Here is a 23,735-nt window from a genome sequence, read left to right as displayed (position 1 = left end):
AACAAAATGCATAACCACGAATTTGTAAATATTTACGATGAAGTCTTTGAGACTATAAAGGAGCTCAAAGGCGATGTAATCGAAACCCACATTAAAAGATTAAAAGAACTAGATAAGCTAATTCCGCCCAGTGCTATGTTCTTTTGCATTACTAACACTACTAAAAGATCTTTTGAGTTTGTAAGTAAGAATTTCTCCTATGCTACTGGTCTCGACCGAAAGAAAATGGAGGATGAAGGCATGACCTATTGGTGGAGTAGGTATCACCCAGATGAGGCAAGTATTTGGTTGAAAGTGTTGTCAGAGCTTATGGAATTCACACTAGCTGAAATTCCACAGGAAGATAGAAAGCGCGTAAGTTATATCTGGAATTACAGCATTAAAAACTCCAAAGATGAATACCTGAATGTCACTCAACATACAACACCCATGTATTTTGATGATGAAGGAAAACCTGTAATAGGTTTGGCTCACTATTCAGTTACGGGTTCTGGAGATCGTATTCCAATGAAATCAACGGCATTAATTTTAAATGCGAATGATGAATATGAAACTATTTATTATAAAAACTACTCTCAACACTTACTCGAAAATAAATACAGCCACCGAGAAAGAGATATATTAAGATTACTGTCGCTAGGTCATTCTACATCTGAGATAGCTAAAAAGTTGTTTATCAGTGAACACACTGTTCATACCCACAGAAAAAACATTCTGGCAAAAACTGATTGCCAGAATATTACGGAGCTGGTAGCCAAATGTATTAGAGACGGCCTGCTTTAATTACTCGCTTTTCAAAGAATCTACAGGGTTGCTCATGGCGGCTTTTATTGCCTGATAACTTACTGTTATTAATGCAATTAAAAAGGCAAGGGCACCGGCTATTATAAAAAGTTCAGCACCAACTGAAATTTTGTAGTTATAACTGTTCAACCACAGGTCTATGCCATACCATGCAACCGGGATGGCTATAAAGTACGCAACAAGAACTAAAAGTGTAAATTGCTTTGAAAGCATCAGAGCAATTGAGTTTACACTTGCTCCTAACACTTTTCTTATCCCTATTTCTTTAACCCTTTGTTCAGCCATAAAAGTAGCTAATGCAAACAGTCCTAAACATCCGATGAATATTGCCAGTGCAGAAAAAATACCAAAAACCACGCCCAACCTTGATTCTTCAGCATACATTTTTGCAAACTTGTCATCAAGAAAATGATAGTTAAATGGCAATCCAGCCCCTACCTTTTTCCATGTATCTTCAATTTGTTTCACTGAATTTGAAAAATCGTTTGTTGATAACCGAACAGACATAACGCCAGTGCTGTTACCTAATCTAAGCGCCAGAGGACCAATATTTTCTTTGAGGGATTCAAAATGAAAATCTTTAACCACACCAATAACATGATAAACTTCAAACTCATCAGATAACACAGCACCAGTATTATTATTGTAGCTATATGTTACGATTGCTCTTTCGTCACCTGGGTTAAACCCATAAACTCTTAACGCCTGTTCATTTAAAATTACCGCGTTTGAATCGGACGCTATGTTTTTGTCAAAATTTCGTCCTTCAATTAATTCCATACCCATCGTTGGTATATAGTCACTATCTACATTCCACATTTGGGTGCTAATCGTATTCGATTCATCTGGCGAGAGTCCCTTCTTCCAATAAACATTATCATTTCTGTTATAGCCGTTGATCGGAATAAAACCGCTATATGAGGCAGAAACTACATTGCCTAACTGGGTAACCTCATTTTTAAAAGTTTCTCTGGAGTCACCCAACATATAGGTGTCATTTACCAAAATCACCTGCTCTTTATTGAAACCAATTTTTTTGTTTTGAATAAAATTTAATTGTTTCTGTATAGCGATAGTGCCTATAATCAAAAGAATACTGATAAAGAATTGGAACACAACAAGTGAGCTACGCAGTATTGAACTTCCGGCACCCTGAGCCAATTTTCCCTTCAAGGTATTTATAGGTTTGAAAGAGCTAAGGAAGAAGGCTGGATATATTCCGGCAATAACTCCTATAACAATAGCACCACTTAAAACAGACAAAATGAAAAGGGGGTCACCAAAAGGAATGGTTAGGCTTCTTTCAGCAATGAGATTAAAGAATGGTAAAAGAGTTATTACCAGTATGAAACCTACAATTAAAGACATTAAACTCATAATAATAGATTCAGTAAGAAATTGTCTTACTAAGTGAGATTTGTATGACCCCAATGCCTTTCGAACGCCAACTTCTTTTGCCCGGTTAGCAGACCTTGCAGTTGATAGGTTCATAAAGTTTATGCACGCTAATGCCAGGATAAAGATGGCAATGGCAATAAAAAGGTATACACTTTGTTGATTGCCTGTTTTACCGATGTCAAAAATGAAGTCAGACTTTAGATAAATATCTTCCAATTGTTTCAATTCCAAAACCACTTCATTACCTGATGCAGCAAATTCCTCAAGGCCAACACCTAAAAACTCTTTGAGTTGAGGCTCTACTTTTCTACCATAGAAATCGGAAAGCTTTAAGGCAAGGTCTTCTTTTTCAACACCATCAGCGGCCCTTATGTAGGTGTAGAAATTATTGCTCAACCACATGTTGTTATTGGCTTCCTTTTGAATAGTTGACATCGACATAAAAAAGTCGAACTGTATGTGGGAGTTGCTTGGGATATCTTCAAAAACAGCCGTTATTTCAAACGACTCATTGCCATCCATAATCAGAGTCTTATTCAAAGCACTTTCTCCAGGATAATACTTATCGGCCGTTGATTTGTTTATGGCCACTGTATAAGGCCTTATCAGCGCTGTTCTTTTGTCTCCTTCAATTACCTTAAAAGTAAACAGATCAAACAGTGTAGAATCGGTGAAGGTCAATCGATCTTCTTTTATACTTTCATTCGATTCTGGTGTCTTTACCAAGTAAGTACCTCTGTTTCGGAACCTTACTGCTTGTTCAACCTCAGGCATTTCTTCAACTGCAGTGAACCCGAAAGGGGCAGGTCCCGTAGGGTACTTAAATTCATTTCCATTGATTTTACCATATCTCTCTATCCGATAGATGTTGTTTCCATTTACATGAAAATCATCATAATTGAGCTCATTTTGAACAAACAGGTAAATTAAGAGGCTACAGGCAACGCCAACAGCTAGGCCAATAATATTTATAGCAGAATAAAACTTGTGCTTCACGAGGTTTCGAATGGCAATTTTAAAATAATTACGAATCATGATCTTAGTGTTGTTATTGGAGTATTGGATAGTTTGGGATTGTAGTGAAACGAGCTTTTCCTCGTTTCCAAAGTCTTTAATTACCTCATCATAGGCTTCAATAAAACGCATTCCTGATTGCATCTTATCTTCCACCAATGAACATATATGATCGAGCAGTTCTTCACCCAGATTGTCGTCAACGATTCCTCGATATTGAATGTCCTTCGAGATATAGTTAATATGCTCGTTGGTTAATTGCATTAATAAGCAGGTTTAATCTGGAGCACATTAAACATGGTGCTGATAAAGGCCTCAAAAGCCTCAATTTTTTGAGAAACCGTGCTGTTACCAACCGGTGTGAGTAAATAATATTTTCTAACGCGCTTACCCATGCTTACCTTTTCAGTTGAAAGAAGCCCCTCGGCTTCAAGCTTATGAAGAGTTGGGTACAATGAACCTTCAGTTAAAACCAATTTTCCATTGGAAAGGGCTTTTACTTTTTGGGTTATTTCATACCCATACATTTTACCATTATCAGCCAGTAGCTTCAAAATGATAGTTTGTAAAGTGCCTTTTAATAGTTCCGGACTATGCATAATAGTTCAATACATTGGAGTCTTAGGTAATACGATTGTAATTCGTGAAGGTTACAAACACATTAAAATTGATTATATTGTGAGTAAAATTTAATCCAATATAGTATGCATGCATAACAAATTTTTTTATATTTGTTATCCTTCAAAAACAAACGTTTGAATTGAAGGGTGTGAATATGAAAAGAGAGGAAACAATCGATCATAATATTAAGTCTGCATGGCATGCCATCTCTCGAATGTATAACCAGCAGGCGGTCAAACAGGACATCACAACTTCTATCGGTTTTGTTCTATTGAACATTAGTTCTAAAGAAGGTACTCAGGCTACCAAGATTGCTCCTCTAATGGGCTTGGAGTCAAGGAGCCTAACGCGTGTCTTAAAAAACATGGAAGAAAAAGGGCTGATCTATCGTAAGCCAGACGAGAATGATGGCCGATCAGTTAGAATATACCTAACAGAAGAAGGCAAACGGAAGAAAGAAGTTTCACGAAATACGGTGTTATCTTTTAATAATCAGGTGCGTGAGAAAATCCCAGAATCGAAATTAAATGTATTCTTTGATGTGATTAATAACATCAACGAAATTATAGATAAGAATAAAGTATACGATAACGCAAATAATAAATAAACTAACTAATGACTAGACGAATAAGAAAAGTTGCTGTATTAGGATCCGGTATCATGGGATCGCGAATTGCATGTCACTTTGCTAACATTGGTGTAGATGTTCTTTTGTTAGACATTGTTCCTCGTGAGCTTAATGATCAGGAAAAAAAGAAAGGTTTAACACTAGAAGATAAGGTTGTCAGAAACAGAATTGTGAATGATGCCTTTGAATCAACCTTAAAGTCAAAGCCTGCATCACTTTATGACAAAGACTTTGCTAGTAGAATAACACTAGGAAATTTTGACGATGACATTTCTAAAATCAAGGATTATGATTGGACAATTGAAGTAGTAGTTGAAAATCTGGATATCAAGAAAAAAGTATTTGAGCAGGTTGAAAAGCACAGAACTCCGGGAACGCTTATTACTTCTAATACATCAGGTATTCCTATTCACCTGATGCTTGACGGTAGAAGTGAAGATTTTCAAAAGCATTTCTGCGGAACGCACTTCTTCAATCCACCTAGATACCTTCGATTACTTGAAATCATTCCTACCCCAAAAACAGACCCTGAAATCACAGATTTCTTAATGCACTATGGTGATCTGTTCTTAGGTAAGACAACGGTATTAGCGAAAGATACACCAGCCTTTATCGCCAACAGAGTTGGAATTTATGCCATTTTGAAAGTCATCGAATCCATGCAAAAGCTTGGCCTTAACGTGGACGAAGTAGATAAACTCACAGGGCCGGTAATTGGCAGGCCCAAATCGGCTACCTTCAGAACCTCTGATGTTGTTGGCTTAGATACACTTGTTAAGGTTGCAACAAATTTATATGAAGGTTTACCTAACGATGAAGGTAGAGATACTTTTAAATTACCTGACGTAGTCGGCAAGTTGATGGAGAATAAATGGCTTGGAGACAAAACAGGCCAAGGTTTCTATAAGAAAACAAAAGATGATAAGGGCAAAACAGAGATACTTACCTTAAATCTAGAAACGTTAGAATACGAGCCTAAAAAGAAAGCCTCTTTTGGAACGCTTGAAGCTACTAAGCCAATTGAAAATCTTAAAGAAAGATTTAAGCCATTGTTGGCTGGAAAAGATAAAGCAGGTGAATTTTACAGAGACTCATTCTTCGCGCTTTTCAAGTATGTAACAAACCGCATTCCTGAGATTGCCGATGAGTTATATAAAATTGATGATGCAGTTTGTGCAGGCTTTGGCTGGGAAGTAGGTCCTTTCGAAACTTGGGACTCTATCGGCATAGAGAAATCGATCCAGCAAATGGAAGAAATGGGTTATAAGCCTAATAAATGGGTTTATGACATGTTAGATGCTGGTATTAAAACATTTTACACAGCGAAAGATGGCGTAAGACATTACTATGACATTGATTCTAAATCTTATAAACCAGTTCCTGGCGCAGACGAATACATCATACTGGATAACATTAGAGAAAGCAAAGTTCTTTGGAGCAATTCAGGCTCTACAATTTTTGATCTGGGTGATGATGTAATTGGAATTGAATTCCATACCAAAATGAATACCCTCGGAGGTGAAGTGGTTGAGGGAATTAATAAGGCCATTGATATGGCAGAAAAAGACTACCGAGGTTTAGTAATAGGAAACCAAGGAGCACAATTTTCTGCGGGAGCAAACTTGGGTATGGTATTTATGTATGCCATCGAACAAGAGTTTGACGAAGTAGATTTTATGATTCGTCACTTCCAAAATACAATGATGCGAGTTCGTTATTCATCAGTACCTGTTGTGGTAGCACCTCATGGGCTCTCATTGGGTGGTGGCTGCGAAATGACCATGCATGCTGACGTTGTACAAGCTGCTGCTGAAACTTATATAGGTTTAGTAGAAGTTGGTGTCGGCCTTATCCCAGGTGGTGGCGGAACCAAGGAATTAACGAAAAGAGTTTCTGATGGAATACAAACAGGCGATGTTGTTCTGAATGATTTACAAAATGCATTCATGAACATAGCTACTGCTAAAGTTGCCACTTCTGCTGAAGAAGCACGAGGCATGCACATCTTGAGACCTCAGGATAGAATTTCAATGAATATTGATAGACAGCTAGCTGATGCAAAAGCTACGGTAATTGAATTAGCAGATGCTGGTTACACGATGCCAGTCCAGGCAAGCAATATTAAAGTTCAAGGTAAAACAGGTATGGCTTTATTTATGGCAGGTGTTAACGGAATGAGAATGGGTAATTATATCTCTGACCATGACCTGAAAATCGCGAATAAAATTGCTTACGTAATGTGTGGGGGAGATTTATCTTATCCACAAGAAGTTACTGAACAATATTTATTGGATCTTGAAAGAGAAGCATTCTTATCTCTAACAGGAGAAAAGAAAACATTAGAAAGAATTCAAAGCATTTTAACAACAGGTAAACCATTAAGGAACTAAAAGTTGTTATTACTATAAATTAAAAAACTATGGACGCATATATAGTAAAAGGATATAGAACAGCAGTAGGAAAAGCAGGAAGAGGTGGATTTAGATTTACTAGACCAGACAACCTAGCTGCAGATGTAATTAAGCACTTGGTAGGATCAATTGATGGATTCGATGCCAAGAGAGTAGATGACCTTATTGTAGGGAATGCCGTACCAGAGGCTGAGCAAGGAATGCAGATGGGTAGAATCATTGCACTTCTTTCTTTACCAATTGAAGTACCTGGTATGGTGATTAACAGATACTGTGGTTCAGGACTTGAAGCAATAAATATTGCAGCTGCCAGAATACACGCAGGTCAGGCAGACTGTATTATTGCTGGTGGAACAGAGTCAATGTCGTTAGTTCCAGTAATGGGTCATAAGACAGCTCTTAACTACGAAATCACAACAAAAAACCCTGAGTATTATACAAGCATGGGTTTAACTGCAGAGCAAGTTGCAAAGGAGTATAAGGTGTCTCGTGAAGATCAGGATGAGTTTGCTTATAACTCTCATGTAAAAGCAGCTAAGGCAATTCAGGAGGGTAAGTTCAAAGATCAGATTGTTCCTATCAATGTAAAAGAAACATATCTAGATGCCAACCTTAAAAAGAAAACCAGAGAATATGTGGTAGATACTGATGAAGGCGTTAGACCAGATACAACGGTAGAAGCGCTCAGTAAATTAAGACCAGTTTTTGCAGCGGGTGGATCTGTGACAGCCGGTAACTCAAGTCAGACTTCTGATGGTGCTGCTTTCGTGATGGTGATGTCTGAAAAAATGGTTAAAGAACATAACCTTGAGCCGATCGCGAGACTAGTTAGCTATACTGCTGCTGGTGTTGAGCCAAGAATTATGGGCATCGGACCAGTAGCAGCTATTCCAAAAGCATTAAAAATAGCTGGGTTAAAATTAGATGATATCGACCAAATAGAATTGAACGAGGCATTTGCTGCGCAATCACTTGCCGTAATTCGAGAGTTAGGTATTGATCAGAACAAACTAAATCCTAACGGAGGAGCCATTGCATTAGGACACCCACTAGGTTGCTCAGGAGCAAAATTGTCAATCCAATTATTTGATGAAATGAGAAGAAGAAAGCAGAAATACGGAATGGTAACTGCGTGTGTAGGAGGAGGACAAGGAGTAGCTGGAATTTATGAGCTCCTTAACTAAACGAAACTAACTACTGATTAAAAAATTATAAATATGTCAACTACAACTGAAACAAAAACTAGCATTAAAGGAGGAGAGTTTCTGATCAGAGAAACTGATGCTAATGATGTATTCATTCCTGAAGAGTGGAGTGAAGAGCAAAAGATGATTGCTCAAACTTGTAAGGATTTTATTGAACAAGAAATTCATCCAAGATTGGACGAGATTGACTCAATGAAAAACCCAGAGTTAATGCCATCTCTATTAGATAAAGCAGGAGAACTTGGTCTTTTAGGAACAAGTGTACCTGAAGCTTATGATGGGTTTGGAATGAATTTCAATACATCTATGCTTGTGGCAGAAGTATTTGGAGCTGCCCACTCATTTGCAGTTGCTATTTCCGCTCACACTGGAATTGGAACGCTTCCTATCCTTTACTATGGTAACGAAGAACAAAAGAAAAAATATTTGCCAAAGCTGGCTACAGGGGAGTGGAAAGCTGCCTACTGTTTAACAGAGCCAGATTCAGGGTCTGATGCCAATTCTGGTAAAACAAAAGCCGTTCTTACTGATGACGGTAAGCATTATGTGATCAACGGACAGAAAATGTGGATCACAAACGGTGGGTTTGCTGATGTTTATATTGTATTTGCCAAAATTGATGACGACAAGAACTTATCTGCATTTATAGTAGAGAAAGAGTTTGGTGGAATCACCATGAATGAAGAGGAGAAGAAAATGGGAATCAAAGGTTCTTCTACTCGTCAGATATTCTTTAACGACTGCAAAGTACCTGCAGAAAACCTTCTTTCTGAAAGAGAAAATGGTTTTAAAATAGCTGTTAATATACTTAACATCGGAAGAATTAAGCTAGGAGTTGCTGCCGTTGGAGGAAGTAAGGCAATTATCAGTGCAGCAGTAAATTACTCTAACGAAAGAAAGCAGTTTGGTACTTCAATATCAAATTTCGGAGCGATAAAACATAAGATAGCAAGAATGGCTACTATGGTTTATGCGTCTGAGTCTGCACATTACAGAGCCGGTCAAAATATTGATGATGCGTATGATTCATTAATTGCTGGCGGAATGGCTGAGGCAGAAGCCAAATTGAAATCAGTAGAAGAATTTGCAATTGAGTGTGCCATTTTAAAAGTACATGGTTCTGAAGTATTGGATTACTGTGCTGACGAAGGCGTTCAGATTTACGGTGGTATGGGATTCTCAGCCGAAGGTCCGATGGATAGATCATATAGAGATGCACGTATCAACAGAATATTTGAAGGCACAAATGAAATAAATAGAATGCTTTGCATAGACATGCTGATGAAACGTGCTATGAAAGGGACTTTAGACCTTATGTCACCAGCTATGGCTGTTCAAAAGGAACTAATGTCTATTCCTGATTTTGGAGCTTCAGATGATGATGCATTATTTGCCAAAGAAAAGAAAGCCTTAGTTAACCTGAAAAAAGCAGGTTTGATGGTAGCCGGAGCTGCTGTTCAAAAATTCATGCAGAAATTGGGTGAAGAACAAGAGGTGCTAATGAATATGGCTGACATGTTAATCGAAGGATACGTTGCAGAGTCTTGTCTTTTAAGAGTTGAGAAACTTGTTGGTCAAAAAGGTGAAGAAGCAATGGCTCCACAGATTGATATGATGCGAGTTTACTTGCATGAAGCGATAGAAAAGGCAGCTTCTGCAGGTAGAGAAGCAATTAACTCTTTTGCGACTGGAGATGAGCAAAGAATGATGCTGATGGGCTTGAAAAGGTTTACAAAAGTTGAACCAATGAACTTAAAAGATGCCCGAAGAAGAATTGCAGACTACGTGATAGCTAAAAATGAATATCCTTTTTAATAATTACTAGTTTTAAGTTTAGAAGTCCTGGTGTTACCATCAGGGCTTTTTTTGTGCTATCAGTTATGAGGAATTATTAACTTTAAAGAGTTTATAAATTAACTCAAATGAAAAATAGCATATATAAAATTATTGCCATCGCAGTTATTACATTTAGCTGTCAGAATTCAAGTGAAAACCAAGTTGACACAGTTGAACCTGAATTAGCATTTGACAAAATGCTTGAGAACTACCATGAAGAACGGTTACAACTCTTTCCATTAGATGCCACATTTGCAGGAGATACTAGATACAATCATATCCTTCCAAATAATTTAACCGAGAGGTTTAAGCTAAAACTTACAGACTTCTATACTACTTATTTGGAGGCGTTAGAATCGTATGAGAAAAGTAGTTTATCGGAGGATCAACGAATGAGCTATGAAGTTCTAAAGTGGGAGTGTGAAATGAATCTGAAAGACTTAAACTTTCCGATGGATTTAATGCCTATTGATCAAATGTGGTCAATGAATTTAATGTTTGGACAATTAGCCAGCGGCTCATCTGCTCAACCATTTAATACTTTTGAGGATTATGAAAATTGGCTTAAACGAGTAGATCAGTACATAGCCTGGGGTGACAGCGCTATAGCGAATATGAAAAAAGGTATTGAACAAAATGTGGTTCTACCTAAACCATTAATAAAAAAGGTAATTCCTCAAATAGAATCATTGGCTAAAGGACCCTATAATGAGCATTTGTTCTATTCTCCAGCGAAAAACTTTCCTTCTGAATTTTCTGAAGATCAAAAAACCGCACTGAGTGAGAGCTATAAAAATATGGTTGAAGGTCAAATTATTCCACTTTACTCAAGAATGGCTGAATTTTTTAATAATCAATATCTTGAAGCAGGAAGAGAAACGACAGGAATTGATGCTCTCCCTTTTGGTAAGGAATACTATCAGCATCAAATAAAAAAATATACTACAACAGACATGACTGCTGATGAAGTATTTCAATTGGGCAAAGATGAAGTTGCAAGAATCTCAAAAGAGATGGAAAAAGTGAAAGAACAAGTGGGTTTTAAGGGCGATCTAAAATCTTTCTTTAATCATGTAAGAACTAAGCCAGAATTAATGCCCTTTACAGAGCCAGAGGAGGTAATTGCTAATTTCAACGCAATTCATGAAAAAATGAAGCCTCAACTTTCGCAATTATTTGATAAAACACCTAAAACACCATTTCAAGTCAAAAGAACGGAAGCTTTTAGAGAAGCCTCTGCCAGTGCCGAGTATAATCAAGGCTCTAAAGATGGATCGAGGCCAGGCACTTTCTATGTTCCAATTCCAGATGTGGAGGCCTATAATATGTATTCTGATGAGTCACTGTTTTTGCATGAAGCCATTCCAGGGCATCACTACCAAATTTCATTGCAGCAGGAAAATGAAAATCTACCAGAATTTAGAAGAACATTGTGGTATAGTGCTTATGGTGAAGGTTGGGCATTGTATAGTGAATCTTTAGGCAAGGAGTTAGGCTTATATACTGACCCTTACCAGTATTTTGGAATGTTAGGAGCTGAAATGCATAGAGCAATACGTCTGGTTGTTGATGCAGGAATGCATTCACAAGGCTGGACCAGAGAACAAGCGATACAATATTCATTAGAGAATGAAGCAGAAAGTGAAGAGTCAATTGAAAGAGAAATTGAGCGCTATATGGCTAATCCTGGCCAGGCCTTATCTTATAAAGTAGGCCAACTAAAAATAATTGAGTTACGGAAAAAGGCGCAAGAAGCAATGGGAGAAAAATTTGATATAAAGCAATTCCATAATATAGTATTAGAAACAGGATGTATTCCGTTAAAACTGCTTGAGGAGAAAGTTGAAGCTTATATCAACAATTAATTTGAAGGAGGCTTAGGCCTCCTTTTTTATGCAATAAATTGTTTATTGTAAAATCTTTCTGGTCTACGAAGGCGCTCTATTTTAATTAACAATTTATAGGTTGAGTCTTCCAGTGTTGAAATACCGGAGTGCCTTGCTTCTATGCTAGCGTCATTTCTATAGAGTAAAATTGACGAAAAAATGACTAGTATGATTCCTATAGTTTTCATAACATGTACTTTAAACGTAGAACATCTATAATAGATTTAAACAACAGCCATGCCAAAACCCTTAGAAAATATGTTATATACAGGTAATCAGGTAGTTACAGCATTAATAATAGGGCTATTATTTTTGTCATGTGAGTCAAAGAAGGAAACAAAAATGGAGAAGGAGTCAATTATGCCTGCCGACACTCTAATCGAATTTTTATCTGTTCAAAAGACAGCCAACGACTATACATTGCTACTTCAAAACGATTCTATTTATAGAGTACTTGCATTTCGCAAGCATGCAGATTCTTTATCATTTCAATTTATGAACTATCAATTTTCAGGTATTGATAATGCGACACTTCAAAATGAAGTTACCTTTATTGACTATTTATGGGAAAAGGCAGCCGATAGTATTAAAATCGACCTTAAAGGAGCAATGGTTGGGTATCCGTTAGAATACAAGGATGTTCTGGTCAAACATATTGATGCTGTTAAATCTGACGGCTCTCATGAAGATCAAGATTATGATCGACTAAGACGACTAATGCATGAAGCTAATGTTTACCAGCCTTTTGCAAACATGTTAACGGCACATGGCTACATGATTAATTCTATCTCCACCGAAAAACACGGACGTGTTCCGAAAGAGGAGCTATTAAAGCTTAGTTATAGTGATTCTCTCATTATACCTGTACCTTTTATGGTGTGGTTAGAGATAAAAAAAGCCTCTAATTAGAGGCTTATAAATTTCTATTGTATAATGAGTTTTTGTTTGTACGTACGTTTTGTTGAAGTAACCTGTAAAATATATGTACCTGGTTTTATATCCTGAACATTAATTTCAAGTTGTGATCCCTGCGTATATATTTCTTTATTAAGTATTTCTGCACCCTTCAAATCGATGATACTAACACTTAAATTATTCTGAGAATCAAAATCACCTGAAATTTTAATAACCTCATTGGTAGGATTAGGAAATACATTTATTGACTCTTGTGCAATTTGAGGTTCTGTAGAAGTCACAACTTTATTAAAGTAATTATCAGCAAGTGTAAATGCTTCTTGGGCAATTTCATATCCTATTATTCTACCTCTAATATCATCAGCCGGAGGATGTATTCCACCCCATATTCTTGATAAACTAGTTTGATCTGAAGCATCTCTATAAGTTGCCCATTGAAGTGTGACATCAACACTTGGCCCGTCTTCAAATACCAAAAATTCATTCATTGGTGCCTCAAACTCACCCACACCACCTGGAAAATATTCATCACCAGTTAATAAAGTTAATACCTCTGCTGCAGCTCTGGAGTATGTGCTATGCCCAGAAACATAACCTGCAAAAGGCGGAGTTATAAATGATGGTCTCTGATACGGCCACCAGTTATCGGCAAGAATCCAATCAACACCAGCAATATCTACATCTGGGTCTGCTATAAAATCTGGACCTTTCCATGCATAAAGTTTAATTTTACCCACATTCTCATTACTTGCACCCGCTAATGGGTCCCCAGCTTCTACTAATTCTATATACCCAGGTTCTAATGGTATTCCCTCTGGATGATAACTTGGTAAATTTTCATCAGAACTTTGTCCTTTTTCTGCCATATAACGAATTGCGGAAATTGGACGAGTATAATCATACCAGCCTTTTATACCCCACGCGCTAATAGCGCAATCATGCATAGCTCCACCTAACATAAAATAGGCTTTCACGTCCCATTCTAGGTCAGGAAGTTCAGTACCTTCACCTTTATACAACCTTTTAAAATCAGGGTGATCATGTACAGCTTCATTTAAAATTGTGAACCAATGTCCTGGAGGAGTTTCTGAATCAGGTCCATCGGCCCAAAACTCAGCCAAAACGCGCCCATAATCGCCACGAGGCACAATATTCTCAGGATAAGGCTGACCTGTTTTTGGGTTAATTGATCTTCCGGTTCCGGGATCACCACCACCGAATGTGTCATAAAAATCACGATAATCTTCAAGCTGGATTGGGAATGTAGACATATCTACATTGCCACTTGCACCTGGAGAAATATCCCACATCACTCCATCAGATGGGTCTAAATGACTTGACCAGATAGAGACCAGAGAAAACGTCCATTTATACTCATCAGATAACCCGCCTCCATCACTTTCAAGGTATGGTGGGTCAGATGGATCATGGTAAACCCAATACTCTCCGCCATCTCTTTCATATATGGTCAAATCTTCTTCTGTAAGTGAAAAAGGAAAAACCTGTCCCCATTCAGGACTTAAAAAAGCTGGAGTTGCTCCTGGGATTACATTACCTCCTTGATCAATAAATACTTCTAAAGTGAGAGGCTGCCATCTATTTGGGTCACTCATAGTAGAGTTTCCTGGTTCAGCCGGGGCTAATGGGTCATTAACAGGTTCATAAAATAAGTTTTCATAACCATTTGCTTCATTCGATCCATCCATAAGTCCGTATTCTATAATGCACTGTGCAATATAGTTTCCAAGTGCTGCAGGCTCGTTAAACTCAAGATTAGTAGAAGTAAAAGCCCTGTCATAACCAAGATTATCCATTAAATCGTCAATTAATGACATTACTTCTTCGCTACCGGGTGAATTGGCAAATCTGTGTTGCATTATACGATATACAGCAAAACTTATAGCTTCTTCCTGCGCAGCCTTTTTAGCAGTAGGTTCAGTAGGAATAACAATACCATTATATTGGCATTTATATCCATTTAAACTTTTACCTAATAGATAAAATTCGCCAGTACCCTCAAATGCATTCCAAGCATCATACATAGCCACTGATGTATGAAAAAGGTTTCTTGCATGAACAGTCGGTCTGGCAAAGTCGTTTCTAATTCCCTCTAGTACGGCATCATTCCATATTCTTGCTATTGAATGTTGACTTTGTCCAATTGATAAATTAAGGGCAAAGATGAATGTCAAAAATAATCTTCTCATTATTAAAAAGCTTTTTCAGGCAAAGTATAAATTCTTCCTTTATTTTCTTCTTTTAAATACTTAGTAAGCGGTGAAAAGTAATCGAGCATTGCCTTTGCATTTAATTCTTCACCTGTGGTTTCTTTTAATAATTCTCTCCAATCTTTGGTTGCTCCTACTTTAAGCATATCGTTTAAAAACTTTCCAACTTCTTTATTGCCATAGTAGTTAGTAGCTCTAGGGTCTTGCTTTAATATGTTTTTAGCAATATGATTATGCACTTGGAATAGCAACACATAACTCAACGCATAGTCATAATACTGTGCGGCATCATTATTAATGTGTGTTTTGGATGTTGCATCTGCATACTCTTCACCCCTTTCAGTTGGAGGCACAATACCCTGAAAGTCTTTTTTCATTTGCCACCAGGCTTTATTGTACTCATCTTTTGAGAGATTATTAACATATAAATCCTGCTCAAAATGTGTCATCACGCCAGCTGAGAAAGGAATGAAGACCACATAGTTTAGAGCTTCTTTTAAAAGAGTTTGTGTTTCATCGGTTTCTACACCTGAAGGAATCAACTCAAGATTTTCTAAGAAAGGCTTCTGCATGGCTGCTAACCCTAACATACTACCAATAGCTTCATGAAACCCTCTGTTTGCGCCCCCTCTTAGCAATGGCGGAACATCAGGATTAGTGTAAGAAACGTAATAGTAGATATGACCTAATTCGTGGTGCGTAGTCTCGTACCACTCTGCCGTAGGAACAACACTCATTAAACAACGAATATCTTTTTGTAGGTCCATGTGCCATGCTGATGCATGATTATTCTTTTTATAATCAGCTCCTTCAGGTGCAGGGTACATACTTGAGCTATCGTAAAAGCTTTGTGGCAATTCTTCAAAACCCAGACTTACATAAAATCTTTCAGCTTGTTTAACCAGCCATTCGCTTCCTTTTTCTTCAAGCTTTGAATCTAAATCAATACCTTCAACATTAACTAGACCAGACCAATCCTGACCCCATCTGTTTGGTAACCAATGTGCAGGAAGCATGTCTGGAACTTCCTGACCATATTTTTCAGCTAGTTCATATCTAGCCCATGTATGTAGTTCTCTATATAATGGCCACACATCACTAATGAGTTTTTTATTTAACTGAACCATTTCTTCAGTAGTCATCCCATAATCAGATACTTGATAATTGAAGTAATCCTGATAACCAAGTGCCTGAACAGTTTGGTTTCTTAAGTCTTTTAATTCGGCCAGACCTTCTTTTAGCGTTTTACCTACTTCTTTACTCGCTTCCCAAGCCGCCTGGCGCTTCTTGATGTCAGTTTCTTCACCTAGGATTCTGTCGATCTCATTAGGAGAAACGGATTTACCATCGATTTTAAAGTCAAAACCAAATAACTTTTCGTTTTGAACAGTTTCCGCTTTAATACGCTTATTAACAATTTCTTTAGCTGTTGAAGGATTATTTGCAGCTGCATATAATATGGCTTCTAATTGCTTAACCTGAAGAGCATCTAATTCCTCTCTTTTATCTAGAAATGCTCTGGTACTAGTAATGATTGATTCACTACCCGTAAAATCGGCAAGCGCTTCGTTCGCTTTTTGGGTATAGTAGGCATTGAGCGTGTCGCCTTCAACAATATGAGTGTTAGATTCCCATTCAGCCTTTGCAGAATTGTAATAGAGCCTCAGAAATTCCTGTGTATAATTATCGATAAACTCCTGAGCATCGGATTTGATGTTTGATTGCTTTTCATCTTGCTGGTTACAGCTTATTAAAAAGCATAGCATGATGAAGGTCAATAATCTGTACTTAAACATGTTTGAGTTGGTTTTGATTGGTATTTGAAATTGCTTCAAATATAAGTATTCTCAATCAATCAATTTCTAATCAACTCATTTCTCAAATTGATGATGTAATTAGATAGGCCCTCTTGCCAGGTATAACCAGCATCCCAACGCTTACCAATGAAGTTCTTTTTGGAGTAGATATGCTTTATATAGAATTTATAAACACTAGCATTAATGTTCTGTGACGTTATGTTGGACTTTCCGTCTGATATTGTTTCGCTAACAAAGGCGGTTTCATTTGAATTGTATTCATATTCCAGCATATCCTTCACTGATTTAGCCGAAGAATGAACAAAGTACAAAATATATTGATAACCGTTCTTTCTTAATTCTTTTTCATCTATGTTTTCTTCAACAAAACCCCATTCGTAAGGGTATTCTTTCATAACTTGACTTATTTGTGCAGTATCGGCAAACATGGGAACGGCTAATTTGTCTGATGAGAAGTTAAGATCATAAAAATCTGATCTTCTACCGTCAAGTACTTCAACAATCTGACCGTATTCAGGAGTTTCTATAATTAATAGGTTTGATTTTTCCAGACTGGAATTTGCTGCCTGTCTATACAAGTCTTCCATCATGTTTTTTAAATCTTTACCTTTCATTTGCCAGGCTTCCTGGTTTTCTTTAATTAGATATTGCCTGTCTTGAAGTTTTAAGAGTGTTAAAAAATATTCTGTTCCATCATATTCAAGGATAGCAGCATGCGAAAGGTTCCTATCGTCAAAAGCATCTAAGAAAACATGATAAGCTTCTGGTCCACTCATTATATCATCTATATAATAATATGCTACGGCATCAATGCCTGATTTTTTAAAGCCTTTCTGAGCAACTTCTGTTATGGATTTCCACTCACCGCGAATTTCCGGAGATTTAGATTTATAAGGCACCTTAACAAGAACAACAGTTTTTGACGATAATATCTCCTTGGGAAGGCCTTCAGTTATAGTTAAATTTTCCAATCTCTTGAAAAACTCTCTTTCCTGAGACATTCCTCCAGATATGAAGGAGATAACTAATAATAGTATTGAAAAACCTTTTTTGATCATTTTAATGCAACGCTACTCAGTAGCAAATATTTGACTTTTATCTTTAAAAGCCTTGAATTCTAGCGCATTACCGCTTGGGTCTAAGAAAAACATGGTTGCCTGTTCTCCTGGCTTACCTTTAAATCGAATCTGAGGCTCGATTATAAAAGTTATATTAATGCTTTTCAGTCTTTCACTTAACTTTTCCCAATCCTGCCATTCCAAAATAACACCAAAGTGTCTGACAGGAACATTTTCGCCATCTACGGCATTCGTTTTATTTTCAGAAACCACTTCCGGTTTTAAATGCGCCACCACTTGATGACCGAAAAAATCAAAATCTATCCAATGATCTGACCTACGACCTGTAGCACAACCTAATACATCCGTATAAAATTTATAAGTTTCGGAAAGATCCTTAACGGGAAAAGCTAAATGAAAAGGGTTTAGAGAATCCATATTACAATGCTAAATATACGCCATCTTCTTTTATTCTAACTGGGAAAATCTCTAAGTCAGCACATTGACTATTGGCCTCACGACCATCCAATAAATTAAACCTATAGCTATGTAAAGGGCATATAATTTCATTAAGATGATTTACCCTCCCTTCATTTAAAGCGGCACCGCTATGCGGGCACTTGTTCGTGGAAACATGAAGGTTGTCATTAATTCTTACACCACATAAAACTTTATTCCCTACGGTAATTTTAATTGGCGTTTTGTTAGCCATTCGTTCTTTAGCCTCATTCAGCGAGTTAAAAATTTTAACCCATTTCATAATTTAACTTTCTCGAACTCCTTTTTTTTCAACTCCAACTTACTTGGCCTGGCGAATACCATCGTGTATGCCTCTTTAAGTGATCTTGAGTTTCTAACGTCTTTTACAATATCGGCCCATTCATGAAAGCATAATGTAATTGGGTTGTAAGAATTAACGGGCTTGGTAATGCCATAATCAGCTTGCTCCTCTTCCGGTTGGAAAGTACCGAATAAGCGATCCCAGATAATAAAGGTAGAGCCATAATTTTTATCCAGATACTTTTCATTTCTAGCATGATGTACCCGATGATGTGAAGGCGTTGTAAAAACATATTCTATTGGCCTGGGCAACTTTCTGATGTATTCCGTATGAATCCAGAATTGGTAGAGTACTTCTATTTGATGACAGATGAAAAACACAACAGGGTGAAAACCAACTAGCACTACTGGAATAAAAAATACTATTTTAATGTGCTGTGTCCAACCGAGGCGGAAAGAAACGGACCAATTATATTTTTCTGAATTATGATGTGTAACATGTGTTGCCCACCAAAATCTATTTTCGTGTGCAATTCTGTGCGCCCAATATCTCCAGAAATCTATCCATATTAAACACAAAATAAATGACCACCAGGTTGCAGGAATAGACCATGGCACAACATTATAAAAGTAAAGTATGATGCTAAATGTAACTACTTTGATAGCTGCGCTAATTGCTACATTAACAAGACCTATTGTTGTTGCTGCTAACGTATCTTTTGCATCATAAAAGTTTTGTTTCCTTTTGTAACTAAAATACCATTCTAACCCTACCAAAATAAACATTACTGGTGCTGCGTAAAGAATGATGTTTGGCAAGTCCATATTTAAAACCTGCTCTAAGGTGAATTTTTCTTTCTGCATGTCGTAAATTAAACTTCGAAATTACCCATTCAGCAAACTAATTAAAAATAATACGAAACATGAAATATCTAATTATCCTGCTCTTATTTATTCCATTTTCTTTATCAGCACAAAATGACCTTAATTCGAAAGCAATAGAAATGGCAAAAAGTGCTGAACCTAAAATGGTTGAGTGGAGGAGACACTTTCATCAAAATCCTGAATTATCGAATAGAGAGGTGAATACATCAAAAAAGATTGCAGCTGAGCTCAAAGCTATGGGAATTGAAGTGCAAACGGGAATAGCCAAAACTGGTGTTGTGGGCATATTAAAAGGCGGTAAACCAGGCCCTGTTGTAGCGCTTCGTGCGGATATTGATGCGTTGCCTATTACCGAAAGAACAGGATTACCTTTTGCATCTGAAGTAACCACCGAGTTTAATGGCAACAATACTGGGGTTATGCATGCTTGTGGACATGATATGCACATGACCATTGTGCTGGCCGCAGCAAAGATTCTATCTGAAATGAGAAAGGATTTGCCGGGAACTGTGAAGTTTATTTTTCAACCTGCTGAAGAAGGCCCGCCACCAGGGGAGGAAGGTGGTGCATCACTTATGGTGAAAGAAGGCGTTTTAAAAAACCCGGATGTAGAAGCTATTTTTGGACTGCATATTGACGCAGGTTCTTATACGGGGCAAATAAGCTATAAATCAGAAGGAATTATGGCCGCTTCAGATCGTTTTGAAATTAATATAAAGGGAAAACAATCACATGGTTCTAAGCCGTGGTCGTCTGTAGACCCTATTTCGGTGGCTGCGCAAATCATCAATAGTCTGCAATATATTGTTTCCAGAAATGTGGAATTAACGAAAGAGGCCGCAGTTATTTCCGTTGGGATAGTTCAGGCAGGCGTGCGATTTAATATAATTCCAGAAGAAGCCAAAATTGTTGGAACGATAAGAACACTAGATAAGCCTACTCAAAAAATGATTTGGGAGAAAATTGAATCCACAGCAAAAAATATAGCTGAGATTGCAGGAGCTACAGCAGAAGTGCAGATTGAAAGTAATGCATTATTAACCTATAACGATCCAGAGCTTATGGCTAAAATGCTCCCTAGTTTAGCAAAATCTACAAAACCGGAGTTGCTATATAATACAAAGGCAATAACACCTGCCGAGGACTTTTCATACTTCCAGGAAGAAATCCCAGGCCTATATTTCTTTGTAGGTGCAGGAGGTGATAATCCGTCAGGAGGGTTAATTGATGGTCATCACACACCAGAATTTAATCCGGAAGAAGCAGCTATGCTTACCGGATTAAAAGCCATGCTCAACCTAACTTTGGATTATATGCAAATGGAGCAGTAAAATGCTTAAAATCCACCAAGAACCTATTATTCAAAGGATTAAATCTAAAGTAGCTCAACAAAAAGGTGTTGAACTTTACATAAAAAGAGAAGATTTGATTCATCCATTTGTTTCAGGCAACAAATGGCGCAAGCTTAAATATAATTTAGAGGAAGCCAGGGCTAAAGGTTTAAAAACTATAGCAACTTTTGGCGGAGCTTACTCTAACCATATATACGCAACAGCTGCAGCCGCAAAAGAGGCCGATTTTCTTTCAATTGGCATTATACGAGGTGAAGAATTAGCCAATAAATCATTAAATAAGACTCTGCAATTTGCTATTGAAAACGGAATGCAGCTGAAGTTTGTCTCTAGAGAAGAATACCGTAAAAAATCAGGGTCAGAATTTATACAGAAACTGAACAATGAGCTTGGCGACATTTATTTAATACCAGAAGGAGGGACAAATTCTTTAGCTATTAAAGGGTGTACTGAAATTCTTGATAATAGTACAAAAGAGTTTGATTATATCTGTACCTCTGCTGGCACCGGAGGAACATTAAGCGGACTTATTGTTAGCAGCAAGGATCACCAGAAGATTCTAGGGTTTTCATCTTTAAAAGGGGAGTTTTTGGCAAAAGATGTTGAAGACTTAGTCTACAACTATAAAGGCACGCAAAAGAAAAACTGGGGAATTAATACCAATTACCACTTTGGTGGATACGCAAAGACTAACGATGAGCTGATAAGGTTTATCAAACAATTTGAAAGAGATTACTCAATTCTACTCGATCAGGTGTATACCGGTAAAATGATGTACGGAATAAATGATTTGATCCAAACAGGTTATTTCAAATCAGGAACAAAAATTTTAGCTATTCATACTGGAGGACTTCAGGGTAGAACAGCTTTACTTTCTTCTGACAGAAGTTAACCACGCGCCAATTCCTCTTCGACTTGGTTTTTCTACCATTAAACCAGCCTCACTTGCGCTTTTTACAGATTCTATGGTATAAAATGCTTTAGGCAAATGCTTGCTGATTTCGTCAAGCATGTAAGGAACATGGTCTCTTTTTAGAACGGCAAACAACAGATTTTCTTTGCCTTCATTACTTTCCGCTGATACAATTGAAAATCGAAATTGATGTTTATTCAAATACGCGATAATTAACTCTAAATCTTCAGCAGTAATTATTCTTATAATTACTTTACCCAAGGCAATTTTTTCTTCAATCAACATACCAATTAAAATTCCACCAGCGAAACCTGCAGGGTAGGCTATATAGCAATACACATTATCCATATGTTGAAAAATTTGCCCTATTGCCAAAAGCCATATCAATGATTCTAAAAACCCCATAACGGTGGCGATATATTTTTTACCACTCATTACAAAAATGATTCTTACGGTGTTGATAGATACATCTAAAATTCTGGCTAGAAATATGAGAATGGGAACAACTATCAACCCAAATGTTTCATTATCTATTCCAAGAGACTCGAAAAATAATTCCATAATTATTAACCAAACAGTTCGCTAAACACATCATTTATTTTAGAACAAGATACAATTCGAATTTTAAACTTCTTTGTATCAATTCCTTTTAATCCATATTTCGAAATATAGATAGTTTCAAACCCCAACTTTTCTGCTTCTCCAATTCTATTTTCTAGTCGATTTACCGCTCTAAGCTCGCCTCCTAATCCTACTTCAGCAGCAAAGCAAGATTTATCTGAAATGGAGATTTCTTCCAATGAAGAAATAATAGAACAACAAACCGCCAAATCGATAGCCGGATCTTCTACTTTAATACCACCAGCCATGTTAAGAAACACATCTTGTAAGCCTAGCCTAAAACCGCATCGTTTTTCCAATACTGCCAATAGCATATTTAACCGTTTCGCATCAAAGCCAGTAGAACTTCTTTGCGGAGTGCCATAGGCCGCAGTGCTTACTAAAGATTGTATTTCAATCATTAAAGGCCTATTTCCTTCAATGGTTGCACCAATAGTTACGCCACTAATATCACCTTCTTTCTGTGATATCAAAATTTCTGATGGATTGCTTACTTCACGAAGCCCATTACCCATCATCTCATAAATGCCTAACTCAGAAGTTGAGCCAAAACGATTCTTTGTTGTTCTTAAAATACGATAAGTAAGATGCCTATCGCCTTCAAATTGTAAAACGGTGTCAACCATATGCTCTAGTACTTTTGGGCCTGCTATGGCTCCATCTTTAGTAATATGGCCAACCAGAAATAGCGGTGTGGCGGTTTCTTTGGCAAAACGAATTAACTCTCCGGTAGCTTGCCTCACTTGCGATACACTACCCGCTGCCGATTCTACCTGATTGGAATGCAATGTTTGAATAGAGTCGATGATCATCAACTCGGGAGCGAACTCTTCGGCTTGTTTGAAAATATTTTGAGTACTGGTTTCTGCCAGGATAAAGCAGTTCACTTTTATTTTTTCAGTCATCCGGTCAGCTCGCATTTTTATCTGCTGCTCACTTTCTTCCCCCGATACATAAAGTACTTTGGCGTTTATCGAAAGACCTATTTGAAGCATTAAAGTAGACTTTCCAATTCCAGGCTCCCCTGCAATAAGAATAACTGATCCGGGTACCACACCACCGCCTAAAACGCGATTAAGCTCGCTGTCCGTAGTGTTAATTCGGGCACTATTTTCTGCTGTAATTTCTTTGAGCGCCTTTGGCTTAGGGCTGCTTTTCTTCTCAGAAGGGCTCCAGTCATTTTTCGTAGCTTTTTGCTGAAGTTCTTCTACAAAAGTGTTCCACTCATTGCATGATGGGCATTTGCCCAACCATTTCGCAGATTCATATCCACAATTCTGACAGAAAAATATAGTTTTTGTTTTAGCCAATTTGAAAGTTTTTAAGAAAATCAAAATTAGTCAAAACAGGGTATTAGTTGTTA

19 protein-coding genes are annotated in these 23,735 nt (G+C 37.3%); 9 read left to right on the top strand and 10 right to left on the bottom strand.

From position 1 onward, the window contains the following. The first annotated feature begins 6 nt into the window (after positions 1–6). Entirely contained in the window at positions 7–783 is a 777-nt protein-coding gene (locus JR347_RS03365; protein WP_205722643.1) for a response regulator transcription factor, read from the top strand. On the opposite strand, the gene JR347_RS03360 is transcribed toward JR347_RS03365, so the two are convergent. Beyond that, complete coding sequence (locus tag JR347_RS03360) at positions 784–3,480, bottom strand: ABC transporter permease (RefSeq protein ID WP_205722642.1); 2,697 nt, start codon at positions 3,478–3,480, stop codon at positions 784–786. Continuing rightward, on the bottom strand, positions 3,480–3,815 hold the full coding sequence (locus JR347_RS03355; RefSeq protein WP_205722641.1) for a PadR family transcriptional regulator: 336 nt from the start codon (positions 3,813–3,815) through the stop codon (positions 3,480–3,482). Before JR347_RS03355 ends, JR347_RS03360 begins: the two co-directional genes overlap by 1 nt. A gap of 176 nt (positions 3,816–3,991) precedes the next feature. Here JR347_RS03355 and JR347_RS03350 point away from each other — a divergent pair, with 176 nt between their 5' ends. From JR347_RS03350 to JR347_RS03325, 6 genes are all read left to right on the top strand, one after another. Then, positions 3,992–4,444, top strand: a complete 453-nt coding sequence (locus JR347_RS03350; protein ID WP_205722640.1) for a MarR family winged helix-turn-helix transcriptional regulator — start codon at positions 3,992–3,994, stop codon at positions 4,442–4,444. An 8-nt stretch (positions 4,445–4,452) separates the two neighbouring features. Further along, positions 4,453–6,855: a 3-hydroxyacyl-CoA dehydrogenase/enoyl-CoA hydratase family protein gene (locus JR347_RS03345; protein ID WP_205722639.1), complete on the top strand. Its 2,403-nt coding sequence runs from the start codon at positions 4,453–4,455 to the stop codon at positions 6,853–6,855. A gap of 29 nt (positions 6,856–6,884) precedes the next feature. Further along, positions 6,885–8,060 (top strand): acetyl-CoA C-acyltransferase, encoded by a 1,176-nt coding sequence (locus JR347_RS03340; protein WP_205722638.1) that lies wholly within the window; start codon positions 6,885–6,887, stop codon positions 8,058–8,060. Positions 8,061–8,093: 33 nt separating this feature from the next. After that, entirely contained in the window at positions 8,094–9,896 is a 1,803-nt protein-coding gene (locus JR347_RS03335; protein ID WP_205722637.1) for an acyl-CoA dehydrogenase family protein, read from the top strand. A 107-nt stretch (positions 9,897–10,003) separates the two neighbouring features. Further along, positions 10,004–11,782, top strand: coding sequence for a DUF885 domain-containing protein (locus JR347_RS03330; RefSeq protein ID WP_205722636.1), 1,779 nt, complete (start codon positions 10,004–10,006; stop codon positions 11,780–11,782). Positions 11,783–12,040: 258 nt separating this feature from the next. Continuing rightward, a complete protein-coding gene (locus JR347_RS03325; protein ID WP_205722635.1) occupies positions 12,041–12,712 on the top strand; it encodes a hypothetical protein in 672 nt (223 codons plus the stop codon). A gap of 14 nt (positions 12,713–12,726) precedes the next feature. Here JR347_RS03325 and JR347_RS03320 read toward each other — a convergent pair whose 3' ends face one another. Genes JR347_RS03320 through JR347_RS03295 form a run of 6 tightly spaced genes read right to left on the bottom strand, consistent with a single transcriptional unit; the run spans position 12,727 to position 19,465 of the window. Beyond that, positions 12,727–14,925 (bottom strand): T9SS type A sorting domain-containing protein, encoded by a 2,199-nt coding sequence (locus JR347_RS03320; protein ID WP_205722634.1) that lies wholly within the window; start codon positions 14,923–14,925, stop codon positions 12,727–12,729. Between the two features lie 2 nt (positions 14,926–14,927). Further along, positions 14,928–16,742, bottom strand: a complete 1,815-nt coding sequence (locus JR347_RS03315) for a M2 family metallopeptidase (RefSeq protein ID WP_205722633.1) — start codon at positions 16,740–16,742, stop codon at positions 14,928–14,930. 59 nt (positions 16,743–16,801) lie between these two features. Beyond that, on the bottom strand, positions 16,802–17,821 hold the full coding sequence (locus JR347_RS03310; protein ID WP_205722632.1) for a transferase family protein: 1,020 nt from the start codon (positions 17,819–17,821) through the stop codon (positions 16,802–16,804). 12 nt (positions 17,822–17,833) lie between these two features. Further along, on the bottom strand, positions 17,834–18,259 hold the full coding sequence (locus tag JR347_RS03305; protein ID WP_205722631.1) for a VOC family protein: 426 nt from the start codon (positions 18,257–18,259) through the stop codon (positions 17,834–17,836). Position 18,260: 1 nt separating this feature from the next. After that, positions 18,261–18,581 (bottom strand): Rieske (2Fe-2S) protein, encoded by a 321-nt coding sequence (locus tag JR347_RS03300; RefSeq protein WP_205722630.1) that lies wholly within the window; start codon positions 18,579–18,581, stop codon positions 18,261–18,263. Further along, entirely contained in the window at positions 18,578–19,465 is an 888-nt protein-coding gene (locus tag JR347_RS03295) for a sterol desaturase family protein (RefSeq protein WP_205722629.1), read from the bottom strand. The genes JR347_RS03300 and JR347_RS03295 overlap by 4 nt, the downstream gene beginning before the upstream one ends. A 59-nt stretch (positions 19,466–19,524) precedes the next feature. Here JR347_RS03295 and JR347_RS03290 point away from each other — a divergent pair, with 59 nt between their 5' ends. Together JR347_RS03290 and JR347_RS03285 are read left to right on the top strand one after the other, a co-directional pair. Beyond that, a complete protein-coding gene (locus JR347_RS03290) occupies positions 19,525–20,817 on the top strand; it encodes an amidohydrolase (protein WP_205722628.1) in 1,293 nt (430 codons plus the stop codon). A gap of 1 nt (position 20,818) precedes the next feature. Then, on the top strand, positions 20,819–21,730 hold the full coding sequence (locus JR347_RS03285; RefSeq protein WP_205722627.1) for a 1-aminocyclopropane-1-carboxylate deaminase/D-cysteine desulfhydrase: 912 nt from the start codon (positions 20,819–20,821) through the stop codon (positions 21,728–21,730). On the opposite strand, the gene JR347_RS03280 is transcribed toward JR347_RS03285, so the two are convergent. Beyond that, positions 21,707–22,312 (bottom strand): DUF2179 domain-containing protein, encoded by a 606-nt coding sequence (locus JR347_RS03280; protein WP_205722626.1) that lies wholly within the window; start codon positions 22,310–22,312, stop codon positions 21,707–21,709. The genes JR347_RS03285 and JR347_RS03280 overlap by 24 nt on opposite strands. A gap of 5 nt (positions 22,313–22,317) precedes the next feature. Continuing rightward, a complete protein-coding gene (gene radA / locus JR347_RS03275; protein ID WP_205722625.1) occupies positions 22,318–23,682 on the bottom strand; it encodes a DNA repair protein RadA in 1,365 nt (454 codons plus the stop codon). Positions 23,683–23,735: the final 53 nt, after the last annotated feature.

The sequence above is a fragment of the Fulvivirga lutea genome (genome assembly GCF_017068455.1).
Lineage (GTDB): Bacteria > Bacteroidota > Bacteroidia > Cytophagales > Cyclobacteriaceae > Fulvivirga > Fulvivirga lutea.
Note: the sequence above shows the minus strand (reverse complement) of the source record. Positions and strands in the feature narration are given on the sequence as shown.